The sequence below is a fragment of the Xenorhabdus anantnagensis genome (assembly GCF_028598555.1).
Classification (GTDB): Bacteria; Pseudomonadota; Gammaproteobacteria; order Enterobacterales; family Enterobacteriaceae; genus Xenorhabdus; species Xenorhabdus anantnagensis.
Genome location: NZ_JAQRFN010000008.1, coordinates 1 through 23,002 on the forward strand (window position 1 = coordinate 1; position 23,002 = coordinate 23,002).

18 protein-coding genes and 4 tRNA genes are annotated in these 23,002 nt (G+C 45.3%); 12 read left to right on the forward strand and 10 right to left on the reverse strand.

The window, feature by feature from the left end; all coding sequences use genetic code 11:
* The 5 genes from PSI14_RS07800 to PSI14_RS07820 all read right to left on the reverse strand — a co-directional run.
* On the reverse strand, nt 1-242 hold a 242-nt coding region (locus PSI14_RS07800), incomplete at its 3' end, for a GTP-binding protein (protein ID WP_273575387.1).
* 106 nt (nt 243-348) lie between these two features.
* Nucleotides 349-424, reverse strand: a tRNA-Thr gene (locus tag PSI14_RS07805).
* Between the two features lie 6 nt (nt 425-430).
* A tRNA-Gly gene (locus tag PSI14_RS07810) sits at nt 431-505 on the reverse strand.
* Nucleotides 506-616: 111 nt separating this feature from the next.
* A tRNA-Tyr gene (locus PSI14_RS07815) sits at nt 617-701 on the reverse strand.
* A gap of 15 nt (nt 702-716) precedes the next feature.
* A tRNA-Thr gene (locus PSI14_RS07820) sits at nt 717-792 on the reverse strand.
* 417 nt (nt 793-1,209) lie between these two features.
* On the opposite strand from PSI14_RS07820, the gene coaA reads away from it, so the two are divergent.
* Nucleotides 1,210-2,160 (forward strand): type I pantothenate kinase, encoded by a 951-nt coding sequence (gene coaA / locus PSI14_RS07825; protein WP_273555965.1) that lies wholly within the window; start codon nt 1,210-1,212, stop codon nt 2,158-2,160.
* Between the two features lie 375 nt (nt 2,161-2,535).
* A complete protein-coding gene (gene metF / locus PSI14_RS07830) occupies nt 2,536-3,426 on the forward strand; it encodes a methylenetetrahydrofolate reductase (RefSeq protein WP_273575388.1) in 891 nt (296 codons plus the stop codon).
* Between the two features lie 269 nt (nt 3,427-3,695).
* Here the strand turns inward: metF and ppc are convergent, their stop codons facing one another.
* The 3 genes from ppc to metB all read right to left on the reverse strand — a co-directional run bounded on the left by ppc (nt 3,696) and on the right by metB (nt 10,408).
* Nucleotides 3,696-6,332 carry a phosphoenolpyruvate carboxylase gene (ppc, locus tag PSI14_RS07835; protein WP_273575517.1) on the reverse strand — a complete coding sequence of 879 codons (2,637 nt, stop codon included), beginning with the start codon at nt 6,330-6,332 and terminating at the stop codon, nt 3,696-3,698.
* 470 nt (nt 6,333-6,802) lie between these two features.
* Entirely contained in the window at nt 6,803-9,238 is a 2,436-nt protein-coding gene (locus PSI14_RS07840) for a bifunctional aspartate kinase/homoserine dehydrogenase II (RefSeq protein ID WP_273575389.1), read from the reverse strand.
* Nucleotides 9,239-9,247: 9 nt separating this feature from the next.
* On the reverse strand, nt 9,248-10,408 hold the full coding sequence (gene metB, locus PSI14_RS07845) for a cystathionine gamma-synthase (RefSeq protein WP_273575390.1): 1,161 nt from the start codon (nt 10,406-10,408) through the stop codon (nt 9,248-9,250).
* Between the two features lie 292 nt (nt 10,409-10,700).
* Between metB and metJ the strand changes: the two genes are divergently transcribed.
* Nucleotides 10,701-11,018: a met regulon transcriptional regulator MetJ gene (gene metJ, locus PSI14_RS07850; RefSeq protein WP_092520271.1), complete on the forward strand. Its 318-nt coding sequence runs from the start codon at nt 10,701-10,703 to the stop codon at nt 11,016-11,018.
* A 123-nt stretch (nt 11,019-11,141) separates the two neighbouring features.
* On the opposite strand, the gene rpmE is transcribed toward metJ, so the two are convergent.
* Nucleotides 11,142-11,357, reverse strand: a complete 216-nt coding sequence (gene rpmE / locus PSI14_RS07855) for a 50S ribosomal protein L31 (protein WP_273555969.1) — start codon at nt 11,355-11,357, stop codon at nt 11,142-11,144.
* Between the two features lie 237 nt (nt 11,358-11,594).
* Here rpmE and priA point away from each other — a divergent pair, with 237 nt between their 5' ends.
* The 7 genes from priA (at nt 11,595) to rraA (ending at nt 19,811) form a co-directional block, all read left to right on the forward strand.
* Nucleotides 11,595-13,793, forward strand: coding sequence for a primosomal protein N' (priA, locus tag PSI14_RS07860; RefSeq protein WP_273575391.1), 2,199 nt, complete (start codon nt 11,595-11,597; stop codon nt 13,791-13,793).
* Between the two features lie 341 nt (nt 13,794-14,134).
* Entirely contained in the window at nt 14,135-15,160 is a 1,026-nt protein-coding gene (cytR, locus tag PSI14_RS07865) for a DNA-binding transcriptional regulator CytR (RefSeq protein ID WP_273575392.1), read from the forward strand.
* Nucleotides 15,161-15,231: 71 nt separating this feature from the next.
* On the forward strand, nt 15,232-16,074 hold the full coding sequence (gene ftsN, locus PSI14_RS07870) for a cell division protein FtsN (protein ID WP_273575393.1): 843 nt from the start codon (nt 15,232-15,234) through the stop codon (nt 16,072-16,074).
* A 137-nt stretch (nt 16,075-16,211) separates the two neighbouring features.
* Nucleotides 16,212-16,742: an ATP-dependent protease subunit HslV gene (hslV, locus tag PSI14_RS07875; protein WP_045967964.1), complete on the forward strand. Its 531-nt coding sequence runs from the start codon at nt 16,212-16,214 to the stop codon at nt 16,740-16,742.
* Between the two features lie 11 nt (nt 16,743-16,753).
* Nucleotides 16,754-18,085 (forward strand): ATP-dependent protease ATPase subunit HslU, encoded by a 1,332-nt coding sequence (hslU, locus tag PSI14_RS07880; protein WP_273575394.1) that lies wholly within the window; start codon nt 16,754-16,756, stop codon nt 18,083-18,085.
* A gap of 179 nt (nt 18,086-18,264) precedes the next feature.
* Nucleotides 18,265-19,182 carry a 1,4-dihydroxy-2-naphthoate polyprenyltransferase gene (locus PSI14_RS07885; protein WP_273575395.1) on the forward strand — a complete coding sequence of 306 codons (918 nt, stop codon included), beginning with the start codon at nt 18,265-18,267 and terminating at the stop codon, nt 19,180-19,182.
* A gap of 107 nt (nt 19,183-19,289) precedes the next feature.
* Nucleotides 19,290-19,811 carry a ribonuclease E activity regulator RraA gene (gene rraA, locus PSI14_RS07890; RefSeq protein ID WP_273575396.1) on the forward strand — a complete coding sequence of 174 codons (522 nt, stop codon included), beginning with the start codon at nt 19,290-19,292 and terminating at the stop codon, nt 19,809-19,811.
* A gap of 144 nt (nt 19,812-19,955) precedes the next feature.
* Here rraA and zapB read toward each other — a convergent pair whose 3' ends face one another.
* Nucleotides 19,956-20,198, reverse strand: coding sequence for a cell division protein ZapB (gene zapB, locus PSI14_RS07895; protein ID WP_273575397.1), 243 nt, complete (start codon nt 20,196-20,198; stop codon nt 19,956-19,958).
* A gap of 315 nt (nt 20,199-20,513) precedes the next feature.
* On the opposite strand from zapB, the gene PSI14_RS07900 reads away from it, so the two are divergent.
* Together PSI14_RS07900 and glpK are read left to right on the forward strand one after the other, a co-directional pair.
* Nucleotides 20,514-21,311 (forward strand): MIP/aquaporin family protein, encoded by a 798-nt coding sequence (locus PSI14_RS07900; protein WP_273575398.1) that lies wholly within the window; start codon nt 20,514-20,516, stop codon nt 21,309-21,311.
* An 88-nt stretch (nt 21,312-21,399) separates the two neighbouring features.
* Nucleotides 21,400-22,923: a glycerol kinase GlpK gene (gene glpK / locus PSI14_RS07905; RefSeq protein ID WP_273575399.1), complete on the forward strand. Its 1,524-nt coding sequence runs from the start codon at nt 21,400-21,402 to the stop codon at nt 22,921-22,923.
* Nucleotides 22,924-23,002: the final 79 nt, after the last annotated feature.

A 23,002-nucleotide genomic window follows, 5' to 3' on the forward strand; every position in this document is an offset into this window, starting at 1 on the left:
TCAACGTGTGCGTAGTGACGAGTTGGGGTATCGTACTCTACGTGAGAAGTAGAGATGGTGATACCACGCGCTTTTTCTTCAGGTGCATTATCGATCTGATCGAATGCACGAGCGCTACCGCCGTAAGTTTTCGCCAAAACGGTGGTGATTGCAGCAGTCAGGGTAGTTTTACCGTGGTCAACGTGGCCGATAGTACCAACGTTAACGTGCGGTTTTGAACGTTCAAACTTTTCTTTAGACATTAGGTTGTCCCTCTAAAACACGGAATCGGTGGTTTCACCACATCAACCAAGCAATTGCTTGTGAGATATTTACAGGAAGAAAATCAGGAGGCAAGAACAGGGGAAGTGGTGCTGATAGGCAGATTCGAACTGCCGACCTCACCCTTACCAAGGGTGTGCTCTACCAACTGAGCTATATCAGCACATCTTGGAGCGGGCAGCGGGAATCGAACCCGCATCATCAGCTTGGAAGGCTGAGGTAATAGCCATTATACGATGCCCGCGTGAACTCGGCTACCTGACTTTAATCAGCTGTATACTACATCTATATACTACATCTCAAGTGTCTTCTGGAGTATAACTCGAGCAGAACACTCAAGATTAAAACTGGTTAATGGTGGTGGGGGAAGGATTCGAACCTTCGAAGTCTGTGACGGCAGATTTACAGTCTGCTCCCTTTGGCCGCTCGGGAACCCCACCTTTCCAAATTTTTAATGGTGCCGGCACCAAGAGTCGAACTCGGGACCTACTGATTACAAGTCAGTTGCTCTACCAACTGAGCTATGCCGGCATCAAGTGCTGCGCATTCTAGGTAGAGTTGCCCCATGATGCAACAAAAAAATTGATTTTTTTGTTCTTTCGCTCATAAAACAGTCATTTTTAATGGCATTGGTGTTTTTTTCAATACTTTCAGCTTAAATATCCAACAAAAACTTCTATACAGAAAGAATCAACATAGACATTTACCAATGATTTTTTGAAAAGTATTTGCATAATCCTAACTCTCTCTTTTTAAAAATGACGCCCCAAGCAACCACAGGGATAGTACATTTTTAAAATTTTTGGATTTCCCATCAAAAAAATTACTAAAATCATAAAAAAGTCTACGCCTACGATAACGCAACCGATATGATGAGATTTATTTTTTGTCGGATACGGGTGTTCTCAACAACCTGTTCAACCTGCATAGACAGGCAGATGTTGGCTTATGAATAAGAAAGAATCTTTTTTGACGACTCCATACTTACAATTTGATCGTGAGCATTGGGCAACATTGCGTGACTCGGTGCCTTTAACACTAACAGAAGAAGAAGTTGCTGCTTTAAAAGGGATTAATGAAGAAATTTCGATAGATGAAGTGATTGAAATCTATCTTCCATTGTCACGCCTACTCAATTTTTATATTAGCTCCAATTTACGGCGGCAAGCTGTTCTTGAGCAGTTCCTGGGAACAGATGGACAAAAAATACCTTATGTTATAGGTATAGCAGGCAGTGTTGCTGTCGGGAAAAGTACAACCGCACGCTTATTACAGGCATTATTAAGCCGTTGGCCAGAGCATCGTCGTGTTAAGTTAGTAACAACAGACGGTTTTTTGCACTCTAACAATGTATTAAATGAACGTGGTTTAATGAAGAAAAAGGGATTCCCTGAATCCTATGACATGCGCAGCTTAGTTAAATTCGTCGCCGACATAAAATCAGGCGCAGAAGAAGTCACTGCGCCGATATACTCTCACCTAAGCTATGACATTGTGCCTAATGAACAACTTATTATCGAAAAGCCGGATATCCTCATCCTTGAAGGTTTAAACGTATTACAAAGTGGCATGGATTATCCACATGAGCCACATCACGTATTTGTTTCTGATTTTGTTGATTTTTCTATTTATGTTGATGCATCAGAAAAATTACTCGAGCAATGGTACGTCGGTCGTTTTCTTAAGTTTCGGCAAGGTGCTTTTTCTGATCCTGATTCTTATTTCCACAACTATTCTAAGCTAACGACAGAAGAAGCAATAAAAATAGCATCGAATATTTGGCGGGAAATTAACGGATTAAACTTACAGCAAAACATCTTACCAACGAGAGAACGAGCTAGCTTGATTATGACAAAAGGAATCAATCACACGATTGAAAGTGTCAGATTAAGAAAATAAAGCAAAAGCCGGAAATATTTCCGGCTCAGATCGCTGATAAACCCCGTTGAAAATAACGAGGGGTTGCTCCTTTCCTTATAATGTTCCTTTCCTTATAAAATGTTCCTTTTCTTATAAATAGTATCCAACCCATAAATAGTATCCAACCCAAATTTGTGACAGTTTTTCACTCAAACAATTTCAAATTCAAACCATGTTCCCTCAACATGAATTTCTTTCCTGATCACTTTGAATATTCCTCATTGGGAATAAGCCATTTCCCGATTGACTAAAAATCCCGCTTCACTCATTCTATTTGGACATCTAAACGTATAGACACTTAAACATCTAAAATTAAGCGGATAAAAATTCCGTTTGTTCATGAGGGCACAGGGTATGAGTTTTTTTCACGCTAATCAGCGAGAAGCGCTGAATCAGAATTTAGCTGAACTTGAAGGACAATTTCGTGTTTCCTTTGAATTCTTTCCACCCAGCACAGCTGAGATGGAACAAACCCTGTGGAAATCCATTGATCGTTTAAGCAAGCTGAAACCTAAATTTGTTTCCGTCACCTATGGTGCCAACTCTGGCGAGCGCAATCGCACTCACAGCATCATCAAAGGCATTAAAGAAAAAACCGGCCTTGATGCAGCGCCACACCTGACTTGCATTGATGCCAGCCGTGAAGAGCTGCGCAACATTGCCCATGATTATTGGCAAAACGGCATTCGTCATATCGTGGCATTGCGTGGCGATTTACCGACTAATTGTTGTAGTAAGCCAGAAATGTATGGTGCTGATTTAGTTGAACTCTTAAAAGAAGAGGCGGATTTTGATATTTCCGTGGCTGCTTACCCAGAAGTACATCCAGAAGCGAAAAGCGCTCAAGCAGATCTGATTAACCTAAAACGCAAAATTGATGCCGGAGCCAATCGTGCTATTACCCAATTCTTTTTTGATGTGGAGAGTTATCTACGTTTTCGCGATCGCTGTGTCTCAACGGGGATTGATGTGGAAATCGTGCCCGGAATTTTACCTGTCTCAAACTTCCGTCAGTTACAACGATTTTCCACGATAACTAACGTTCGCATTCCAAGCTGGATGACCAGAATGTTTGAAGGGCTGGATGATGATCCGGAAAGTCGAAGCTTAGTCGGCGCATCTATTGCAATGGACATGGTAAAAATCCTCAGTCGCGAAGGCGTGAAAGATTTTCATTTTTATACCCTGAATCGAGCAGAGCTGAGTTATGCCATCTGCCATACTTTAGGAGTCCGCCCTTCCTGATTTATCCATTGCAATTGACTCATTACAATTTTTACAATCTTATAAGCCGGGCTAAACGATAGTTCGGCGTTACTGTAGATAACACTCAACTTCAACGTAAGAGTCGTGTATTCATTGATTATCTGTTGGAAAATCTAAAAATATAATTGGGGAGAATTAAACACGATAGTAGTGTTTAAACATTAATCATCTGATTTTATCAAAGCAAAAAAGCCGAACAGTTTCCCATTCAGCTTTGATGATTTAACAACATTTGAAAAAACTAAAAACTATCCCGTATTGCGCATTCCTGCCGCAACACCGGCAATCGTCACCATCAATGCCTGTTCAAGATGCGGATCGGGATTTTCCTGCTGACGGGAGCGCTGTAATAATTCAGCCTGTAGCACGTTCAATGGATCGGTATACACGTTACGTAATGCAATAGATTCGGCGATCCACGGCAAATCCGCCATCAATTGCTCATCCTGTGCAATGGTCAATACTGTTTTGATATCTTCTGCAAGTTGGTTACGCAATTGCACTCCGAGTGACCATAGTTTTGGCTCCACCAAACGCTGATCGTAGTATTCCGCCAGCCATAAATCTGCTTTGGCAAACACCATTTCCAGCATGGCAATACGCGTATTAAAAAATGGCCAGTCGCGACACATATCCGTTAAGACCGACAAGTTACCTGCATCGATCACCCGTTGCAGTGCCGCGCCAGCGCCTAGCCATGCCGGAAGCATCAGACGGTTTTGCGTCCATGCGAATATCCATGGGATCGCACGCAAACTTTCGACACCCCCCGTTGGGCGTCGTTTCGCTGGCCGCGACCCCAAAGGCAGTCTTGCCAATTCTTGCTCAGGAGTTGCAGCCCGAAAATAAGGCACAAATTCCGGTTGCTCACGCACATAATCACGATACATATCACAAGAAACATCCGAGAGCGTATCCATAATCTGATGCCATTCTGGTTTTAGTTCCGGCGGTGGCAATAAATTTGCTTCCAGAATCGCACTGGCATACAAGGCCAGACTACTGATCGTCACCTGCGGCAAACCAAATTTAAAGCGGATCATTTCTCCCTGTTCAGTTACGCGCAACCCTCCTTTCAGGCTACCCGGCGGTTGGGAGAGCAAAGCTGAATGTGCGGGCGCACCACCGCGACCAATCGAGCCACCGCGTCCGTGGAACAGAGTCAATGTCACGCCTTCTTGTTCACATACTTTGATTAACGCATCCTGCGCCCGATATTGCGCCCACGATGCCGCCATCACCCCCGCATCTTTGGCTGAATCAGAGTAACCAATCATCACCATCTGTTTGTCCTTAATCAGATCGCGATACCACTCAATCCTCAACAGTTGCCGAATCACACTTTCAGCATTGTTAAGGTCATCAAGGGTTTCGAACAACGGGGCGACCTGCAATGACAGTGGGCATCCCGCTTCCTTCAGCAACAATTTTACTGCCAAAACATCAGAAGGAACTTTTGCCATGGAAATAACATAAGCCGCAATCGCATCTTGTGGTGATTCAGCAATGACCTTGCAAGTATCGAAAACCTCTTGCGTTTCTGCGCTTGGCTGCCAATCACGTGGGATCAGGGGACGTTTTGATTTCAGTTCACGCAGCAGGAATGCCTGTTTTTCGTTTTCAGACCAGCTCGCATAATCTCCCATTTCCAGATATTGCGTCAGTTCAGCAATCGCATCGGTATGTCGGGTACTTTCCTGACGGATATCAATACGCACCAAAGACAAACCAAAACAACGGATACGACGCAAGGTATCCAGCAATTGTCCATTTGCAATAATTTCCATGCCACAGTCTCTCAGGGATTGATAGCAGGCATATAACGGTTGCCATAACTGTTCGTTATGCAGCAGTAAATCCGCTGGTGGCAGGGCCTGTTCGCCTTTAAGACGTTTTTCCAGATAAGCCAGCGTGTTACCTAATTGCGTCCGCAGTTGTTTAGCAATCTCACGGTAAGGTTCTAAAACCTGCTCACCCCCCGCCATTTGACGAAGTTCAGGCGTACACTTCGACATGGAAAGTTCAGAAACTAAAATCTGAATATCTTTCAGAAACAGATCTGCGGCCTTCCAACGACTAAGCAGCAAGACATGACGGGTAATTTCGGCGGTAACGTTAGGATTACCATCACGATCTCCCCCCATCCAAGAGGTAAAGCGTATTGGCACCGCTTCCGCCGGCAGACTATAACCAATGGATTCTTCCAGTTGTTCATTGAATTCACGCAGGAATGCCGGCACACCTTCCCACAAACTATTTTCGACAACGGCAAAACCCCATTTTGCTTCATCAATTGGGGTTGGGCGAATCTTACGTATCTCATCAGTATGCCATGATTGGACAATCAACTGACGCAACCGGCGCATGATGTTATTGCGCTCATAATCTGCCAAATCGTCATGATCAAGCTGTGCCAGACACCCATTAACTTCAACCAGTTTATGAATCAGGGTACGGCGGGCAATTTCTGTCGGATGGGCAGTCAAAACCAATTCAATCGCCAGCTCATTGACCGCATTGACTAACTCATCATTGCTGAATTGTTTCTCTTTGAGTCGATTGAACAATGCGGCCAACGCTACTGGATTACTTGCCGCTTCACCGTGTGGCGAAATGCTATGATATTGTTCAGCGACGTTGGTCAGATTTAAAAACTGGTTAAATGCACGGGCAACAGGCAGTAATTCATCATTGGATAAATTTTCCAGTGTCGATAAAAGCTGCTGACGATGAATTTCGTTGCCTGCGCGGGATGATTTGGATAACTTCCTGATTGTCTCAACTTTATCAAGAATATCTTCTCCCAAAGCCTCTTTAATTGTATCGCCCAGCAACTTACCGAGCATACTGACATTACTTCGCATTGCGGAATACTGTTGATTCATATGGTTTCTGGCCTTGTGTTGCTGTATGTCATCCATTTCACCAGAGGACTGGCTCAATTGGCATTTACCCTATTTCTGTCTAGATGTTTCATGTTTTATTGTCGAGAATGTTTTTTTGTTTATCTCCGACATTCTATTCATATCAGAAAACAAACAATTTGGGCGAATTTTATGAAATTTAATCTGGATTTCTTTTTTATAAGATAATCCGATTGCTTGCCTTGCTTGTACTCAATAAATTTTGTTTTTTTCAATTTTGTTCTTTCAATAAAGAAACGACGAAGGCACTTTTGATTGACTGGGTGATTGACTGAATGATGATATGAATTGGTGGCGTTAATTGAGTAAATAACGCTCTTTCTGTTATTAGCAGGGATATAAGCCCTTATATCCCTGCCAAAGTCTGTTCGAAGACCTGATCGATAGAAAAAATCTCTGCCTATCGGCCTATGCCTGTATAGAAATACTGGCTACAGAAGTTGTGACAGACGATTTAAATCTGATTGGATTGCCCCCGCCGTGACATCTCGTCCGGCTCCCGGTCCACGGATCACCAACGGATTATCGCGATACCAGCGGCTTTCTATCGCAAAAACGTTATCTGCCGGCAGAAGTGCGGCCAATGGATGATCACTACGCACCGCTTCCACACCAACTTTCGCCTTACCACTGGCATCAAAACGCGCAACATACCGCAGTACCATGCCCATTTCCTGAGCCGCTTCCAACCGTTGCAGCATCTGCGCATTAATGGCAGCACTATTTTCAAAAAACTCTTCGATCGAGCCGATCCGCGCTTCTTCCGGCACTAAAGACTCAACACGCACATGATTAGGCTCTATCTCATAACCGGCTTCGCGAGCCAAAATAACCAGCTTGCGCATCACATCCTGACCAGAAAGATCAATGCGTGGATCAGGTTCCGTCAACCCCTGTTGCCATGCTTGCTCTACTAGCTCACTGAAAGGCACGGAGCCATCGAACTGCAAAAATAGCCAAGATAATGTGCCGGAAAAAACCCCACTAATGGACAAAATAGTATCGCCGCTTTCCCGCAGATCTCTGACAGAATAATTAATCGGCAACCCTGCACCAACCGTGGCGTTGTATAACCAATGGCGGCCTGTTTTTGCAAAAGCATCGCGGATCGTGCGATATGTGTTGCTGTCGGAAGAGCCGGCAATTTTGTTGGCGCTGATAACATGGAAGCCATAGCTGGCAAAATAGATGTACTCTGCGGCCAATTCTCCGCTTGCTGTAACGTCCAGTACGACCAAATCATCATAAGGATGTGCCCGCATCCACAAAAACAGAGCATCTTCTTCATGCTCAGTCGCTTCATCATCAAAGAATGCCAACGCCCGACTGGCATCAATACCCTGATAATTCAGCAAACTCCGACGGCTATCGACGATCCCCGCCAGAATAAATTCAAAATCGCTGCGAGCAGAAATGTTCTTCTGTTCACGAGCAAACAACTCCAGCCAACGGGAACCAATATTTCCTTTGCCAAACAGCACCAAACCAATACGTTTTTCTGCCCGGAACAGGCTTTGGTGTAATCCCTGAATCAAATGCGACGTCTGATGCGAACGCAATACAGCAACAAGACTGATGCCATCTTCCGCATGCCAAATAAACTCAACAGGCTGATCTTTTAATTGTTGATAAAAACGATGGCTATGTAGCGGATTCTTGCATACGCCCGCACCAACCAAAGCCACCAGCGCCAAACCTTCACGCAAAGAAAGTTTGCCGGGTAAGGAAGCATCCTGCAAAACATCAAGGGCACTATTCACAACTTCAGAGGTATAGCAAAGCTGAATCAGGTTGCAATCTGCATGCAGCCCTGTTGCCAATGGCCGAACTTGATTGCGCTTCAACAAAGAATCAATGTCTTTATTGATTTGCTTGAAATCATGGGCTGAAGAAACATGCAATTCAATCAGGCAAACATCATCATGACTGGTAACGATTTTTGCCCCTGTCCCCATAGCCAACACACGCTCAATTCGGGTGGAGCCTTGTTCAGGCTGGTAACTGCAACGCAATTGCAGATCAATATCGCTGATGGAAACAGGCTGCAATGTGCGGGTATGAAGAACAGGTGCGGCCAAACGCGCCAATTCACTGGCTTCATCCAAACGCAGCAACGGCAGCAGGCAGGCATCTTTGACTTTACGCGGATCAGCACTGTAAACCCCCGCCACATCACTCCAAATCGTGACTTTTTTGGCTCCCGCCAAAGCTCCAACTTGGGTGGCAGTATAGTCGCTGCCATTGCGCCCCAACAATACCGTTTCATCATTCTGGTTACTGGAAATGAAACCGGTAATCACTAAACACTTGTTGGGATTTTGGATCAATAATTGGTCAAGCAGAGGCTGGGACAAGCTGACATCAACTTGCGGCTGGGCAACACGCTCTGCCCTGAGGAATTTGCGCGCATCCAGCCATGTGCTGGGGAGCCCCTGATTTTCAAGCACCGCAGCCATCAAACGGGCAGACCAAATTTCCCCATGACCAACCACTTCTGCGTATGTGATATCTGTGATGGGTTTGTCCAACAATGCACTCAACCTTTCCAGATCAGCGATAAACATCGCACTCAGTTCTTCTGCAACGGCTTCGGGCAACAAACCACGGATCAACTCTTGCTGGTAGCGCCGCAGGGATTGCTGTATTTGATGCGCGGATATCCGGTCACTCTGACTCAATTTAAGCCAATCGATCAGCTGGTTGGTTGTACTCCCTGCCGCCGATACCACCATCAGATCACCCGGCTGACTGTAGTTAGCCATAATTTCAGCAACCCGCTGATAACATTTCACGTCGGCCAAACTGCTGCCACCAAATTTATGTAACTGGCGGTCCGATTCCGCCCCCGCCATTGCCAGTGTACTCATGATTAATGATTACCTCGTTGCCGCTGCCTGAAAAGCATTGTCCAGATCAGCAATTAAATCCTGACTATCTTCAATTCCTACAGAGACACGAAGAAGTGAATCCGTAATCCCTGCCTGAGCCCTTGCTTCTGCTGACATTCCCGCGTGTGTCATTGTTGCGGTATGAGAAATCAACGATTCCACACCACCGAGAGATTCAGCCAAGGTAAATAATTTTAACGCAGATAAAAAACGACGCATGGTCGGTTCATCACCATCCAGTTCAAAACTCAGCATTGCCCCAAAACCTTGCTGTTGCTTAATGGCAATTTCATGCCCGGGATGGCTCTTCAATCCAGGGTAAAAGAGCTTTTTCACTTGGGGCTGCTGTTGCAGGTAATCCACAATGGCAACAGCATTATTTTGTTGGAGCAGCACGCGGGCAGATAATGTACGAATGCCACGCAATAGCAAGTAGCTGTCAAAGGCCGCAGCCGTCACTCCAATATTATTCGCCCACCAAGCCAAATCTTCCGCAATAGCTGGTTCCTTAGCGATAATTGCTCCCGCAATCAGATCAGAGTGCCCATTCAAATATTTCGTACAGGAATGAACCACTAAATCAGCCCCTAAATCCAATGGCTTTTGCAGTACAGGACTTAAGAAAGTGTTATCGACGATAGCCAATGCCCCAACTTCATGAGCTAATCCACAGATGTATTGAATATCAACGATCCGCAACAGGGGATTGCTCGGTGTTTCAATCAATACCAGTTTGGGCTTTTTAGCTAATGCCTGTTTCAATGCCTGCTCATCCGACTGATCAACAAAAATCACATTGTATGCACCACGTTTGCTCAGACTGTCAAAAAGACGGTAACTACCGCCATAACAATCATGGGGAGCCACCAATAAATCCCCTGGTTTCAGAAATACGGTACAAAGCAGATGAATAGCAGACATGCCACTGCTGGTCATGACTGCACCAGCCCCTCCTTCCAGTTCTGCCAAAACCTGTTGGACAATATCACGGCCAGGATTGCCACGGCGGGAGTAATCATGAGTCCTGGGTTCATTGAAACCTGTAAAGTTGTAGGTACTGGAAAGATAGATAGGCGGAACTACACAACCATATTGTTCATCAATATTTGAGCCACTGTGAACCGCAACTGTCGCTTGCTTACATCCCATAATCTTTCCCCATCATCGTTATTATTGGCGTCACGCAAGAATAACGACTGGAAAGATAGACGTCAATACATCTAGACATCCAAAATGTTTTAAGCTTTAATATCACAATTCAATAAGTGTCATGACATTTTATATGTCTTCTAGTTATATTTTATAAATTAGTGCGGATGGAGCGATATAGTCGATAAGTGAATTATGCTAGACTACCGCATTACCGGTATGAAAACAGATTAGAAATCCCCTCCAATTTCTGATCTCAATTACTTGATTCAAAAACTATTTAAGGTATCTCATGGCTGAGTGGAATGGTGAGTATGTCAGCCCTTATGCTGAACATGGCAAAAAAAGTGAACAGGTCAAAAAAATTACAGTTTCAATTCCGCTGAAGGTATTGAAAATCCTGACTGATGAACGTACCCGCCGTCAGGTGAATAATCTGCGTCATGCAACAAACAGCGAATTGCTATGTGAAGCTTTTCTCCATGCGTTCACTGGACAGCCTCTGCCTAATGATGACGATTTGCGCAAAGAGCGCCATGATGAAATTCCAGAAGCAGCAAAAATCATGATGCGTGAACTCGGTATTGATCCTGAGACATGGGAATATTGATAACAAAAACGCCCGATGCAAAACATCGGGCGTTTTTGTTTACTATCTTTGTTTCAACAATCTGTTTCAACAATCTTTATTTCAACTTTCCTGCCTGTATAGATTACAGACAGGGGAAAGTCATTACTTCTTAGCGCCTGGTACGCTGAAACGTTTGTTAAAGCGATCAACACGACCACCAGTTGCAACATCACGCTGCTTACCAGTATAGAATGGGTGACATGCACCACAAACGTCCAGGTTCAGGTTGTGACCTACAGTAGAGTTGATTTTGATTACATTACCGCAAGAGCAAGATGCAGTAACTTCTTCGTATTTAGGATGGATACCTTCTTTCATGGGAAACCTCTGTTCAGGCCGTGTCGCTATCCAGCCTCGTAACCGCCAGACACCACACGTCGTGTTGATAATCGTGTTGATAAAAATGAGTTTTGGTAATTTCTATACCAAAGGCGGCGGATCATACAGAATATCTGTTTATTGCGCAATGAAATCCGCTGGTTTGCTATGATACCCTTATCACTATATTTTTTTGTACCTTTTTCATCTGGTCATTAATTATCCGGAAATCGCCTTATGACAGTTGTTCAGGTTGCGTTGCCTGTCCCTCTTACCCGCTCGTTTGATTATCTACTGCCTACAGAATTACCTTTGCCGGCTATCGGTGTTCGAGTGCTCGTACCTTTTGGCAGACGAAATGCGATAGGTATCGTCACTGGTATCGCAGACAGCAGTGAATTCCCTCCTGAGCAACTTAAGTCTATTTCCAGCATTCTTGATACCCATTCCCTTTTTCCCAATGATCTCTGGCAATTGCTCCAGTGGGCTGCCAGCTATTATCACTATCCGCTGGGAGAAGTTTTGTTCCATGCCCTGCCAGTCTTGTTGCGACAGGGAAAACCGGCAGAATTTTCTCCGCTCTGGCAATGGCAAGTCACCGAAGACGGTCATGAATTTCCTCTTGCACAACTCAAACGCTCCGCCAAACAACAGAAGGCTTTGGCCGCTTTGCGCCAGCATCCCATTTACCGCCACCAAGTTTCTGAACTGGAATTAAGCGAAAACGCACTGCAATCACTGAAAAAGAAATCACTGATTGTTCTGCATCCCATCCAGCCGGAAGCTGAAAACTGGCATGCGCATTTTAAAACCATCGGCGAAAGGTTAAAACTCAATACAGAGCAAGCGACTGCGGTGGGGGCCATCCGTGCAGAAGATCAAACCTTTTCTCCGTGGCTACTGGCAGGTATCACGGGATCAGGTAAAACTGAAGTTTATCTCAGTGTACTGGAGAATATTCTTGCGCAAGGCAAACAAGCACTAATTTTAGTACCAGAAATTGGCTTGACTCCACAGACTATCCGTCGTTTCCGGGAACGTTTTAACGCGCCGATTGATGTTCTGCACTCAGCGTTGAATGACAGCGAACGTCTGACGGTTTGGCTGAGGGCGAAAAAAGGGGAAAATGCCATTGTCATCGGTACACGATCTGCCTTGTTTACTCCTTTTGCTCATCTGGGCGTTATCATTATCGATGAAGAACATGACAGTTCTTACAAACAACAAGAAGGCTGGCGTTATCATGCCCGCGATCTAGCGGTGTTCCGCGCTAAAAAAGAGGGAACACCGATCATTATGGGCACCGCTACTCCCGCACTGGAGACGCTATATAATGTACAACAGGGAAAATATCGCCAACTCACCTTAACTCAACGGGCAGGCGATGCCCAACCGGCAACTCAGCATTTATTGGACCTTAAAGGCTTGCCATTGACTGTTGGATTATCACAACCACTCATTAATCGCATTGGTGAACACCTCAAGGCCAACAATCAAGTTATCCTGTTTCTGAACCGTCGTGGTTATTCCCCTGCCCTGCTCTGTCACGAATGCGGCTGGATAGCTGAATGCCAACGCTGTGATCACTATTACACCCTGCATCAAAATCATCGCCACCTGCGTTGCCATCACTGCGACAGCCAGCGCCCAATCCCACGCCAATGCCCGCAATGCGGCTCCACTAACTTAATTCCCGTTGGCTTGGGTACTGAGCAGCTTGAGAATGGCATTACAACGCTGTTCCCCAATATTCCGGTCACCCGCATCGACCGTGATACCACCAGCCGCAAGGGAGCATTAGAACAACAACTGGCCGAAGTACATCAAGGTGGAGCGCGTATTTTGATTGGCACTCAAATGTTGGCAAAAGGCCACCATTTCCCCGATGTGACACTGGTTGCCTTACTGGATGTCGATGGTGCCCTGTTTTCTGCTGATTTTCGGGCAGCAGAGCGTTTTGCCCAGCTCTATACCCAAGTCTCCGGGCGGGCAGGGCGAGCAGGAAAACGAGGAGAAGTTGTCCTCCAGACTCATCATCCTGAGCACCCACTTTTGCAAGTATTGTTAGAAAAAGGCTACGATGCCTTTGCCCGGCAAGCAATGGAAGAGCGTCAGCAAGTTCACCTGCCGCCTTTTGCCAGCCATATCCTGCTCCGCTCAGAAGACCACGACAATCAGCAAGCCCCCGCATTTTTACAACAAATGCGCCAACTGTTTGAACATCATCCACAGCACGATGATCATTTATGGATCATGGGACCAGTACCCGCATTACAGGCCAAACGGGGTGGTCGTTATCGCTGGCAATTGATGGTTCAGCATCCTTCTCGTATTTTCCTGCAAAAAATGATGGCTGGGATCTATCCCCAAATCACAGCACTACCGCAGGCACGCAAAGTGAAATGGAACATTGATGTTGATCCCATCGAAGGCTGATAATAGAAAATTGCGCGTCGTCGCAAAGCGGCAAAATTAGACAAAACATCCTGAGAAAAATAGAGACAATTATTTCTTTAATTTGCGAAGCATCTCTAAGAAATGATTCATATCACACTCTTTGTGCAAACAAAGTAACCGATTGATCTGTTAATCAGTTTAAAATGAAATTATTAATATGACTGTAGTTATTAATATTAATGTAGTTATTAATATAACTGTAGTTATTAATATGACCGTAGAAAGCAATCCGCCAGCGCTCCCTTTTCAGGAATGACTGGCGTTTTTTTAGCAGCCGGAGAGCAATCGTTTCGCTGCCTGTAGAAAGTGAGGAGTGAACTATGGAAAAAAAGAATTGCGCATTGGCAACCATGAAAGATGTTGCCAAAGTGGCTGGTGTTTCTACCGCAACTGTATCAAGAACACTAATGAATCCTGACAAAGTTTCCGCCCGTACGCGTCAGAAAGTTGAGAATGCGGTATTGGAAGTGGGTTACTATCCCCACAATCTGGCCAAAAACTTACGACGCAATGAGTCCAGAACAATCTTGGTTATTGTTCCTAATATCAGTGATCCTTTCTTTACTGAAGTCATTCGGGGCATTGAAGAAACGGCGGCAGATCATGGTTACTTAGTTCTGATTGGCGATTGTAAGCATCAGCAGCAGCAAGAACATGCGTTTATCAATCTTCTGATCACCAAACGCATTGATGGTATGGTGCTACTGGGCTCCAACATTCCTTTCGATGTTTCCAAAGAAGAACAGAAAAATCTGCCACCAATGGTCATGGCCAATGAATTCGCGCCGGAGCTGGAACTGCCTACTGTCCATATTGACAATCTGACAGCAGCCTTTAATGCCACCCATCATTTGCAAAAACTGGGACACAAACGCATCGCCTGTATTACAGGGCCGGAAACCATGCCACTGTGCCACTATCGCTTGCAAGGCTACATTCAGGCACTGCGGCGCACAGGGGTAGAAATTCGTGAAGAATATATTGTCCGTGGTGATTTCACCCATGAGTGTGGTTCCGAATTAGCGGAAAGCCTGCTTACCCTGCCAGAGCCTCCAAGCGCTATTTTCTGCCACAGCGACGTCATGGCCATGGGAGCAATGTGGCAAGCTAAAAAAATGGGATTAAAATTACCAGAAGATCTTTCTGTCGTCGGATTCGATAATTTAAACTTAGCCCAATACTGCGAACCAGCCTTAACCACAGTGAAACAGCCTCGTTATGAAATTGGGCATAATTCCATTCTACTGTTGCTGGAACAACTTCAAGGCCGTTTGGTTTCCAAAGATTCAAGATTATTGGAAGCAGAATTACTCATTCGAGAGAGTACATGTCCGCCTAAAAGCTAGGCAAATAACGTCAGCTTAAGTAACATTAGTTATCTACTACTTAATTTTTAAATAACTCAGCGAATTAAACAGTGGCACAACGAGATTATGTAAGTCGCGGGCGTAGCAATCCCCGTCGAAAAAGTACTGGTAAGAAAAAAAATCAGTCTCAAGGATTACCCAAAACTACATTAGCCGTTGCTGTGGCCTTGATGGTCATATTTGCTGGTGGGCTTTATTTCATCGTACACAATAAGAAGGAAGAAAGTGTACAAAATGTCCCAGAGTCTCACCATCAACCCAAGGGGCATGACCTGCCACCAAAACCAGAAGAACGCTGGAGTTACATCAAAGAATTGGAAAATCGTCCTGCTAATGAATCGTCAATACAGGAACCCAATGCAACATTGAATAAACCGCTAAATCATGCTCCTCAATTAACGCCTGAGCAGAAGCAATTACTCGAACAAATGCAGGCGGACATGCGCCAGCCACCGATTTCACTGAAAGAAGTGCCTTATAACAGTGAACCCGTTCCACGTTCACGCGTCTTAATCAACCCTCCTGCACAACAATATGAAGATGCGCAGCAGCAACATGCCCAGCAACATGCCCAACAACAAGCCGGACAACACTCGTCAAAACAACAGCCAACAGCCCCTTCCCAAAACACCAGTGAAGCTGGCAAACCAAAGCCTGAAACAAATAGCTCAAAATTGATGCTACAATGTGGCTCTTTCCGGGCACTGGAACAGGCAGAATCCGTCCGTGCCAACCTTGCATTCGCAGGTATTGAAAGTCAGATTACCACGAACGACAATTGGAACCGTATTGTACTTGGCCCTTATAAAAATAAGGCCAGCGCTGAAAAAATGCGCGAACGCGTTGCAGGAGCAGGTGTACCCGGCTGTATTCTCCGCCCTACCAGGGGTTGAAAAAGCGGAAAACTCCCCCATCTTAATCTCTAATAACATGCACATGGTGCTTTTATCAGCAGCGCGTAAGCAATTGTGGGATAACCAATTAATGCTCCGTGTGTACCATCTTTTATTTTGTAACCAGGGGCTAACTCGTGACTACAATCGTAAGTGTTCGCCGTAATGGCAAAGTCGTCATCGGTGGTGATGGACAAGCAACAATGGGTCATACCGTTATGAAAGGCAATGTCCGCAAAGTACGCCGCCTTTATAATGACAAAGTCATCGCAGGTTTTGCCGGCGGTACTGCTGATGCTTTCACATTGTTCGAGCTGTTTGAGCGAAAACTCGAAATGCATCAAGGACATCTGACCAAAGCAGCCGTTGAACTTGCCAAAGACTGGCGAACAGATCGCATGCTGCGTAAGCTGGAAGCCCTGCTTGCAGTCGCAGACGAAAATGCTTCTCTGATTATTACAGGTAACGGTGATGTGATTCAGCCAGAAAATGACCTTATCGCCATTGGTTCCGGTGGATCATACGCCCAGGCGGCTGCCCGCGCTATGTTGGAAACAACTGAACTCAGCGCCAGAGAAATCGCGGAACGCGCTCTGACCATCGCTGGCGATATCTGCATCTACACCAATCATAATCACAACTTCGAAGAACTGCCTTCGAAAGCGTAAGGATAGATAGTATGTCTGAAATGACTCCTCGCGAAATTGTCAGCGAGCTTAACAATCACATCATCGGTCAGGACAAAGCAAAACGTGCTGTTGCAATTGCCCTGCGTAACCGCTGGCGCCGCATGCAGTTAGATGAATCACTGCGCTATGAAGTCACCCCAAAAAATATTTTGATGATAGGCCCAACCGGTGTCGGTAAAACCGAGATTGCCCGTCGTCTGGCAAAACTGGCCAACGCGCCCTTTATCAAAGTTGAAGCAACTAAATTCACCGAAGTCGGTTATGTCGGTAAAGAAGTCGATTCCATCATTCGTGAGCTGACTGACGCCGCTATAAAAATGGTGCGCCTGCAATCTATTGAAAAAAACCGCTATCAGGCAGAAGAGTTAGCAGAAGAGCGTATTCTGGATGTCCTGCTGCCACCGGCAAAAAATAACTGGGGACAGGCAGAAACCCAATCAGAGCCATCTTCAACCCGTCAGGCATTCCGCAAGAAATTGCGTGAAGGTCAATTAGACGAGAAAGAAATTGAAATCGAAGTTTCAGCCGCTCCAGTTGGTGTTGAAATTATGGCACCTCCGGGCATGGAAGAGATGACGAATCAATTGCAGTCAATGTTCCAAAACCTGGCGGGCCAGCGTCAAAAAAATCGCAAGATGAAAATCAAAGACGCATTCAAGCTGTTGATCGAAGAAGAAGCCGCAAAACTGGTCAATCCAGAAGAACTGAAACAGCAGGCCATTGATGCTGTTGAACAACACGGCATCGTTTTCATTGATGAGATCGATAAAATTTGTAAACGTGGTCAAACTTCCGGCCCAGATGTTTCCCGTGAAGGTGTTCAGCGCGATCTACTGCCACTTGTAGAAGGTTGCACCGTTTCCACTAAACACGGCATGGTCAAAACTGATCACATCCTGTTCATTGCCTCTGGTGCGTTTCAGGTTTCCAGCCCTTCTGACCTGATCCCAGAACTTCAGGGTCGCCTGCCAATCCGCGTTGAATTGCAAGCCCTGACTACTGAAGACTTTGAACGTATTCTGACTGAGCCTAATGCCTCACTGACTGAACAGTACAAGGCCCTGATGGCAACTGAAGGCATGGATATCGAATTCACGGCTGACGGTATTCGTAAAATTGCGGAAGCGGCATGGCAAGTGAATGAAACAACTGAAAACATTGGTGCCCGTCGTCTGCACACCGTGCTTGAGCGCATGATGGAAGACATCTCTTTTGACGCCAGCGAACGCCAAGGACAATCCGTTGAAATCAATGCCGATTACGTCAAAGAACACTTGGACGAACTGGTTGCAGATGAAGATTTGAGCCGGTTTATTTTGTAATTAGTCATATTGGTTTGATTAGAGCCAATTCGCAGAACCTACTCACGTGAGCAATTTAACGTGAAAAAGACGCGAAATAATAAAAAAATCGCAAAACCGGGGGGCTTTTAGCCTCCCATTTTTTTATTTTCAATGGTATAAAATTTATTACACCAACCATAATGACAAACAATGACAATATGAACTCAACAATGTCTATTCGTCAGACACGGGCATGGCTGGAAAGCTTACGCCCCAAAACGCTCCCACTGGCCGTTGCTGCCGTCGTAACGGGTTCAGCCCTTGCGTCATGGATGGGGCATTTCAAATGGCCTGTTGCATTATTGGCTTTATTAACCGCGGCCATGCTGCAAATTCTTTCCAATCTCGCCAACGATTATGGTGATGTCGCCAAAGGCAGTGATACAGAAAAACGCATTGGGCCAATGCGTGGCATGCAAAAAGGCCTGATTACTGCCAAGCAGATGAAAAACGCATTGAAAATCACTGTGCTGTTCTCTTGTTTATCAGGGATTTCTCTCATCACTGTGGCCTGTAACAGCCCAAGCGATTTTATCGGTTTCTTGCTTCTGGGATTAGTGGCAATTGTCGCGGCTATCACTTATACGGTGGGAACCCGTCCTTACGGCTATATCGGGCTGGGGGATATTTCCGTCCTGATTTTCTTCGGCTGGTTGAGTGTTCTTGGTACTTATTATCTGCAAGCCAGTACTTTCTCCATCAGTACCTTTTTACCCGCAACTGCCTGTGGCTTACTCTCTGTAGCAGTCCTGAACATCAATAACCTACGTGATATCGAAAACGACCGCCAAAACGGCAAAAATACTCTGGCTGTCCGGTTGGGAGGAAAAAAGGCCCGTTATTACCATGCAGCCCTTCTGATTACCGCCATGCTCTGCCTTATCACTTTCACGCTCCTATACCTGCATAGTTGGTTTAGTTGGTTGTTCCTGCTCGCTTTTCCCCTGCTATTGAAACATATGGTGCAAGTGCTGCGTGATCCAACGCCTGAAGGTATGCGCCCCAAGTTGGTACAAATGGTAAAAGCTGCATTATTGACCAATATTCTGTTTTCTATTGGATTAGTATTTAATTAAGCGAGTAAACATCAATTTTACACATAAGTTTTAAGATTGATGATTTTGCCAACGTTGGCTTTAAAAGGATATACTGTCCGTTCCTTGCATAACCAGACGTAAATCCCATGAAATATGATACTTCCGAACTTTGTGATATCTATCAAGAAGATATAAACGTGGTAGAACCACTTTTCTCCAACTTTGGTGGGCGTACTTCATTTGGTGGTCAGATCATCACCGTGAAATGTTTTGAAGACAATGGCCTTCTTTATGATTTGCTTGAAGAAAATGGACATGGTCGTATTTTGCTCGTTGATGGTGGTGGATCGGTACGCAAGGCACTAGTTGATGCAGAACTTGCTCAACTTGCCGTTAATAATGAGTGGGAGGGTATTGTCGTCTATGGCGCTGTGCGTCAGGTCGATTATCTCGCTGAGCTTGATATTGGTATTCAAGCAATGGCTGCCATTCCTGCCGGCTCCAATAGTGAAGGAACAGGAGAAAGTGATATCAGGGTGAATTTCGGTGGCGTGACGTTCTTCTCTGGTGACTATCTCTACGCAGACAATACCGGCATCGTTTTATCAGACGTTCCGCTGGTAATTGACGAAGAGCTTGATGAAGACAGTGACGACGATGAAATCTAATCTCAGATAAAAACGGAGACAGACTTTCATCCATCGCCACGCTGATATAGCCAATACTGATATACCCAATATTAACGAGCAAACTAAAGGGTATATAAAAAAGGGCGTAATTATCGCCCTTTTCCAGCTAAGCCATTGGATACCTTATTGCACATCTTCCATCTTACCTAGCAGGGTGCGTAAGCGCTCTTGCCATGCTGATTGTTCCTGCTTGAGCTGCTCATTTTCACGTACCAGAGAATCGCGACTATCTGTCACATTCTGAACATCCTGAGATAAGACTACATTCCTTTCTTTTAATTCTTCAATTTCCATTTGTAGCAGAGTGATGGTGTCAATCGCCTGCTGAACTTTAGATTCTAGTTTTTCAAAAACTTCAAATGACATTCTGTGGCCCTCTTGTAAGCAATGTCTTGATTGTATTTAGCCTATTAACGCCTGTCTAGTTTCATCCTTTCAATGTGCGGTATAACGAGAAATATAGTGACCAAACTCAAATGTCTACTAGATCACATTTCCAAGCCAAATAAAACACAAAAAAAATGCGAATTCGCTCATTTTGTTGACGCAACACGCAGATTTCAATTTCGCTATTTCTCGTTTACGCGCATTAACGATAAATTCACAGAAACCTTTCTCTTAATACATAAGAAGGGACTAATCATTAATCTCTTTCCTCTGTATTTTTTATAGGATATAGAAATGAGTCAGACCACAACTCCAACATTATCAGGTCAATGCATTTCCGAGTTTCTAGGTACTGCGTTGCTCGTTTTTTTTGGCTTAGGCTGCGTTGCGGCTGCCCGACTTGCAGGAGCACAACTGGGCCTATGGGAAATCAGCATTATCTGGGGTTTTGGTGTCGCTTTGGCAGTTTATCTCACTGCCGGCATTTCAGGCGCACATCTTAACCCAGCAGTTACCCTTGCTTTATGCCTATTTGCCAACTTCGACAGAAAAAAAGTGCTGCCTTACATTATTGCCCAAATGTTAGGTGGCTTTGTCGCAGCACTCATTGTCTACATGATGTATTACAACCTTTTCCTGGATTATGAGCAAGTTCACAATATCGTTCGCGGCTCGCAGGAAAGTCTCTTTACTGCAGGAGTTTTCTCCACTTATCCGGCTGCGCAGCTCTCCGTATTAAATGCGTTTGTTGTTGAAGTTATCATAGCGGCCGTTCTGTTGTGTCTGATTCTGTCCCTGACAGATGATGGTAATGGTATCCCTCGTGGACCTTTGGCGCCTCTGTTAATCGGTATTCTCATTGCGGTTATCGGTGGCTCATTTGGCGCCTTGACTGGATTTGCCCTAAACCCGGCTCGTGACTTCGGCCCCAAATTAGTGGCTTACTTGACTGGCTGGGGAGATATTGCCCTAACCGGAGGCCGAGATATTCCTTATTGCCTTGTTCCGTTGGTAGCGCCTATCGTTGGCGCGATTCTAGGTGCTTTTGGCTACCGCAAACTGATTACTCGCCATTTACCGCGCGAGGTTTAAATTTGCCATACTAAATTTTCACTATTTGAAATATGGCAAACCAATAAAACAATAAAAATGAATGAATGAATAAAACCAGGTTATAGTTATGACACCAGAAAATATTACTGAAAAAAAATATATCGTCGCTCTGGATCAGGGCACAACCAGTTCACGAGCTGTTATACTCGATCACGATGCTAATATTGTTTGCATCTCACAACGTGAATTTCCGCAAATCTATCCCAAACCTGGCTGGGTCGAACATGATCCAATGGAAATCTGGGCAAGCCAAAGCTCTACCTTAGTCGAAGTACTGGCAAAAGCTGATATCCGTTCCGATCAAATTGCCAGCATTGGTATTACAAACCAACGGGAAACAACTATTGTCTGGGAAAAAGAAACCGGTAAACCGGTTTATAACGCTATTGTATGGCAATGCCGCCGGACAGCAGATATCTGCACCAAACTGAAACAAAAAGATGGTTTGGAAGAATACATCCGCCACAATACAGGTTTGGTTGTTGACCCTTACTTCTCCGGTACAAAAATAAAATGGATTTTAGATAACGTTGAAGGTGTTCGCCTACGCGCTGAAAATGGTGAACTTTTATTCGGTACAGTCGATACGTGGCTGGTCTGGAAAATGACTCAGGGACGTGTACACGTAACCGATTATACCAATGCCTCCCGTACCATGCTGTTCAATATCCATAATCTGGACTGGGACCAAAAAATTCTGGATGAGTTGGGAATACCTCGCGTGATGCTGCCCAAAGTCGCCGCATCCTCAGAGATCTATGGCCAAACTAATATCGGGGGTAAAGGTGGCACTCGCATTCCTATCGCGGGCATCGCAGGCGACCAGCAAGCCGCACTGTACGGTCAACTGTGCGTACAGCCCGGAATGGCAAAAAATACTTATGGCACCGGCTGCTTTCTGTTGATGAATACAGGCAAAGATGCAGTGCGTTCTAACCATGGTCTGTTGACAACTATTGCCTGTGGCCCACGCGGTGAAGTCAATTATGCTCTGGAAGGCGCAGTATTTGTCGGAGGAGCATCCATTCAATGGCTACGTGACGAACTGAAACTCATCGCGGATGCTACCGATTCTGAATACTTCGCAACCAAAGTCAAAGACAGCAATGGCGTTTATGTTGTTCCTGCATTTACTGGCCTTGGCGCACCGTATTGGGACCCTTACGCTCGTGGTGCTATCTTTGGACTGACCCGTGGTGCAAATAGCAATCACATTATCCGCGCTACTCTGGAATCCATCGCTTACCAAACCCGCGATGTACTGGACGCTATGCAAGCTGATGCAGGTACTCGCCTGCAAGCCCTGCGCGTAGATGGCGGAGCTGTCGCCAACAACTTCCTGATGCAGTTCCAATCCGATATTCTCGGCACCCGTGTGGAACGCCCTGAAGTACGTGAAAGTACTGCTTTAGGTGCAGCCTTCCTTGCTGGCTTGGCTGTCGGCTTCTGGCAAGATTTGGATGAAGTGAAAAGTAAAGCAGTAATCGAAAAAGAATTCCGCCCGGGTATCGAAACAACTGAGCGCAACCACAAATACAATGGCTGGAAAAAAGCCGTTGCCCGTGCCCAAGAATGGGAAGATCGCGCCTAACCTCGGAAAATAAAGGCTCTGACATTGTTGATACACTTTGCCGGAGCCTTTAAAAACCCGCGTTTATTTCGACAGCACA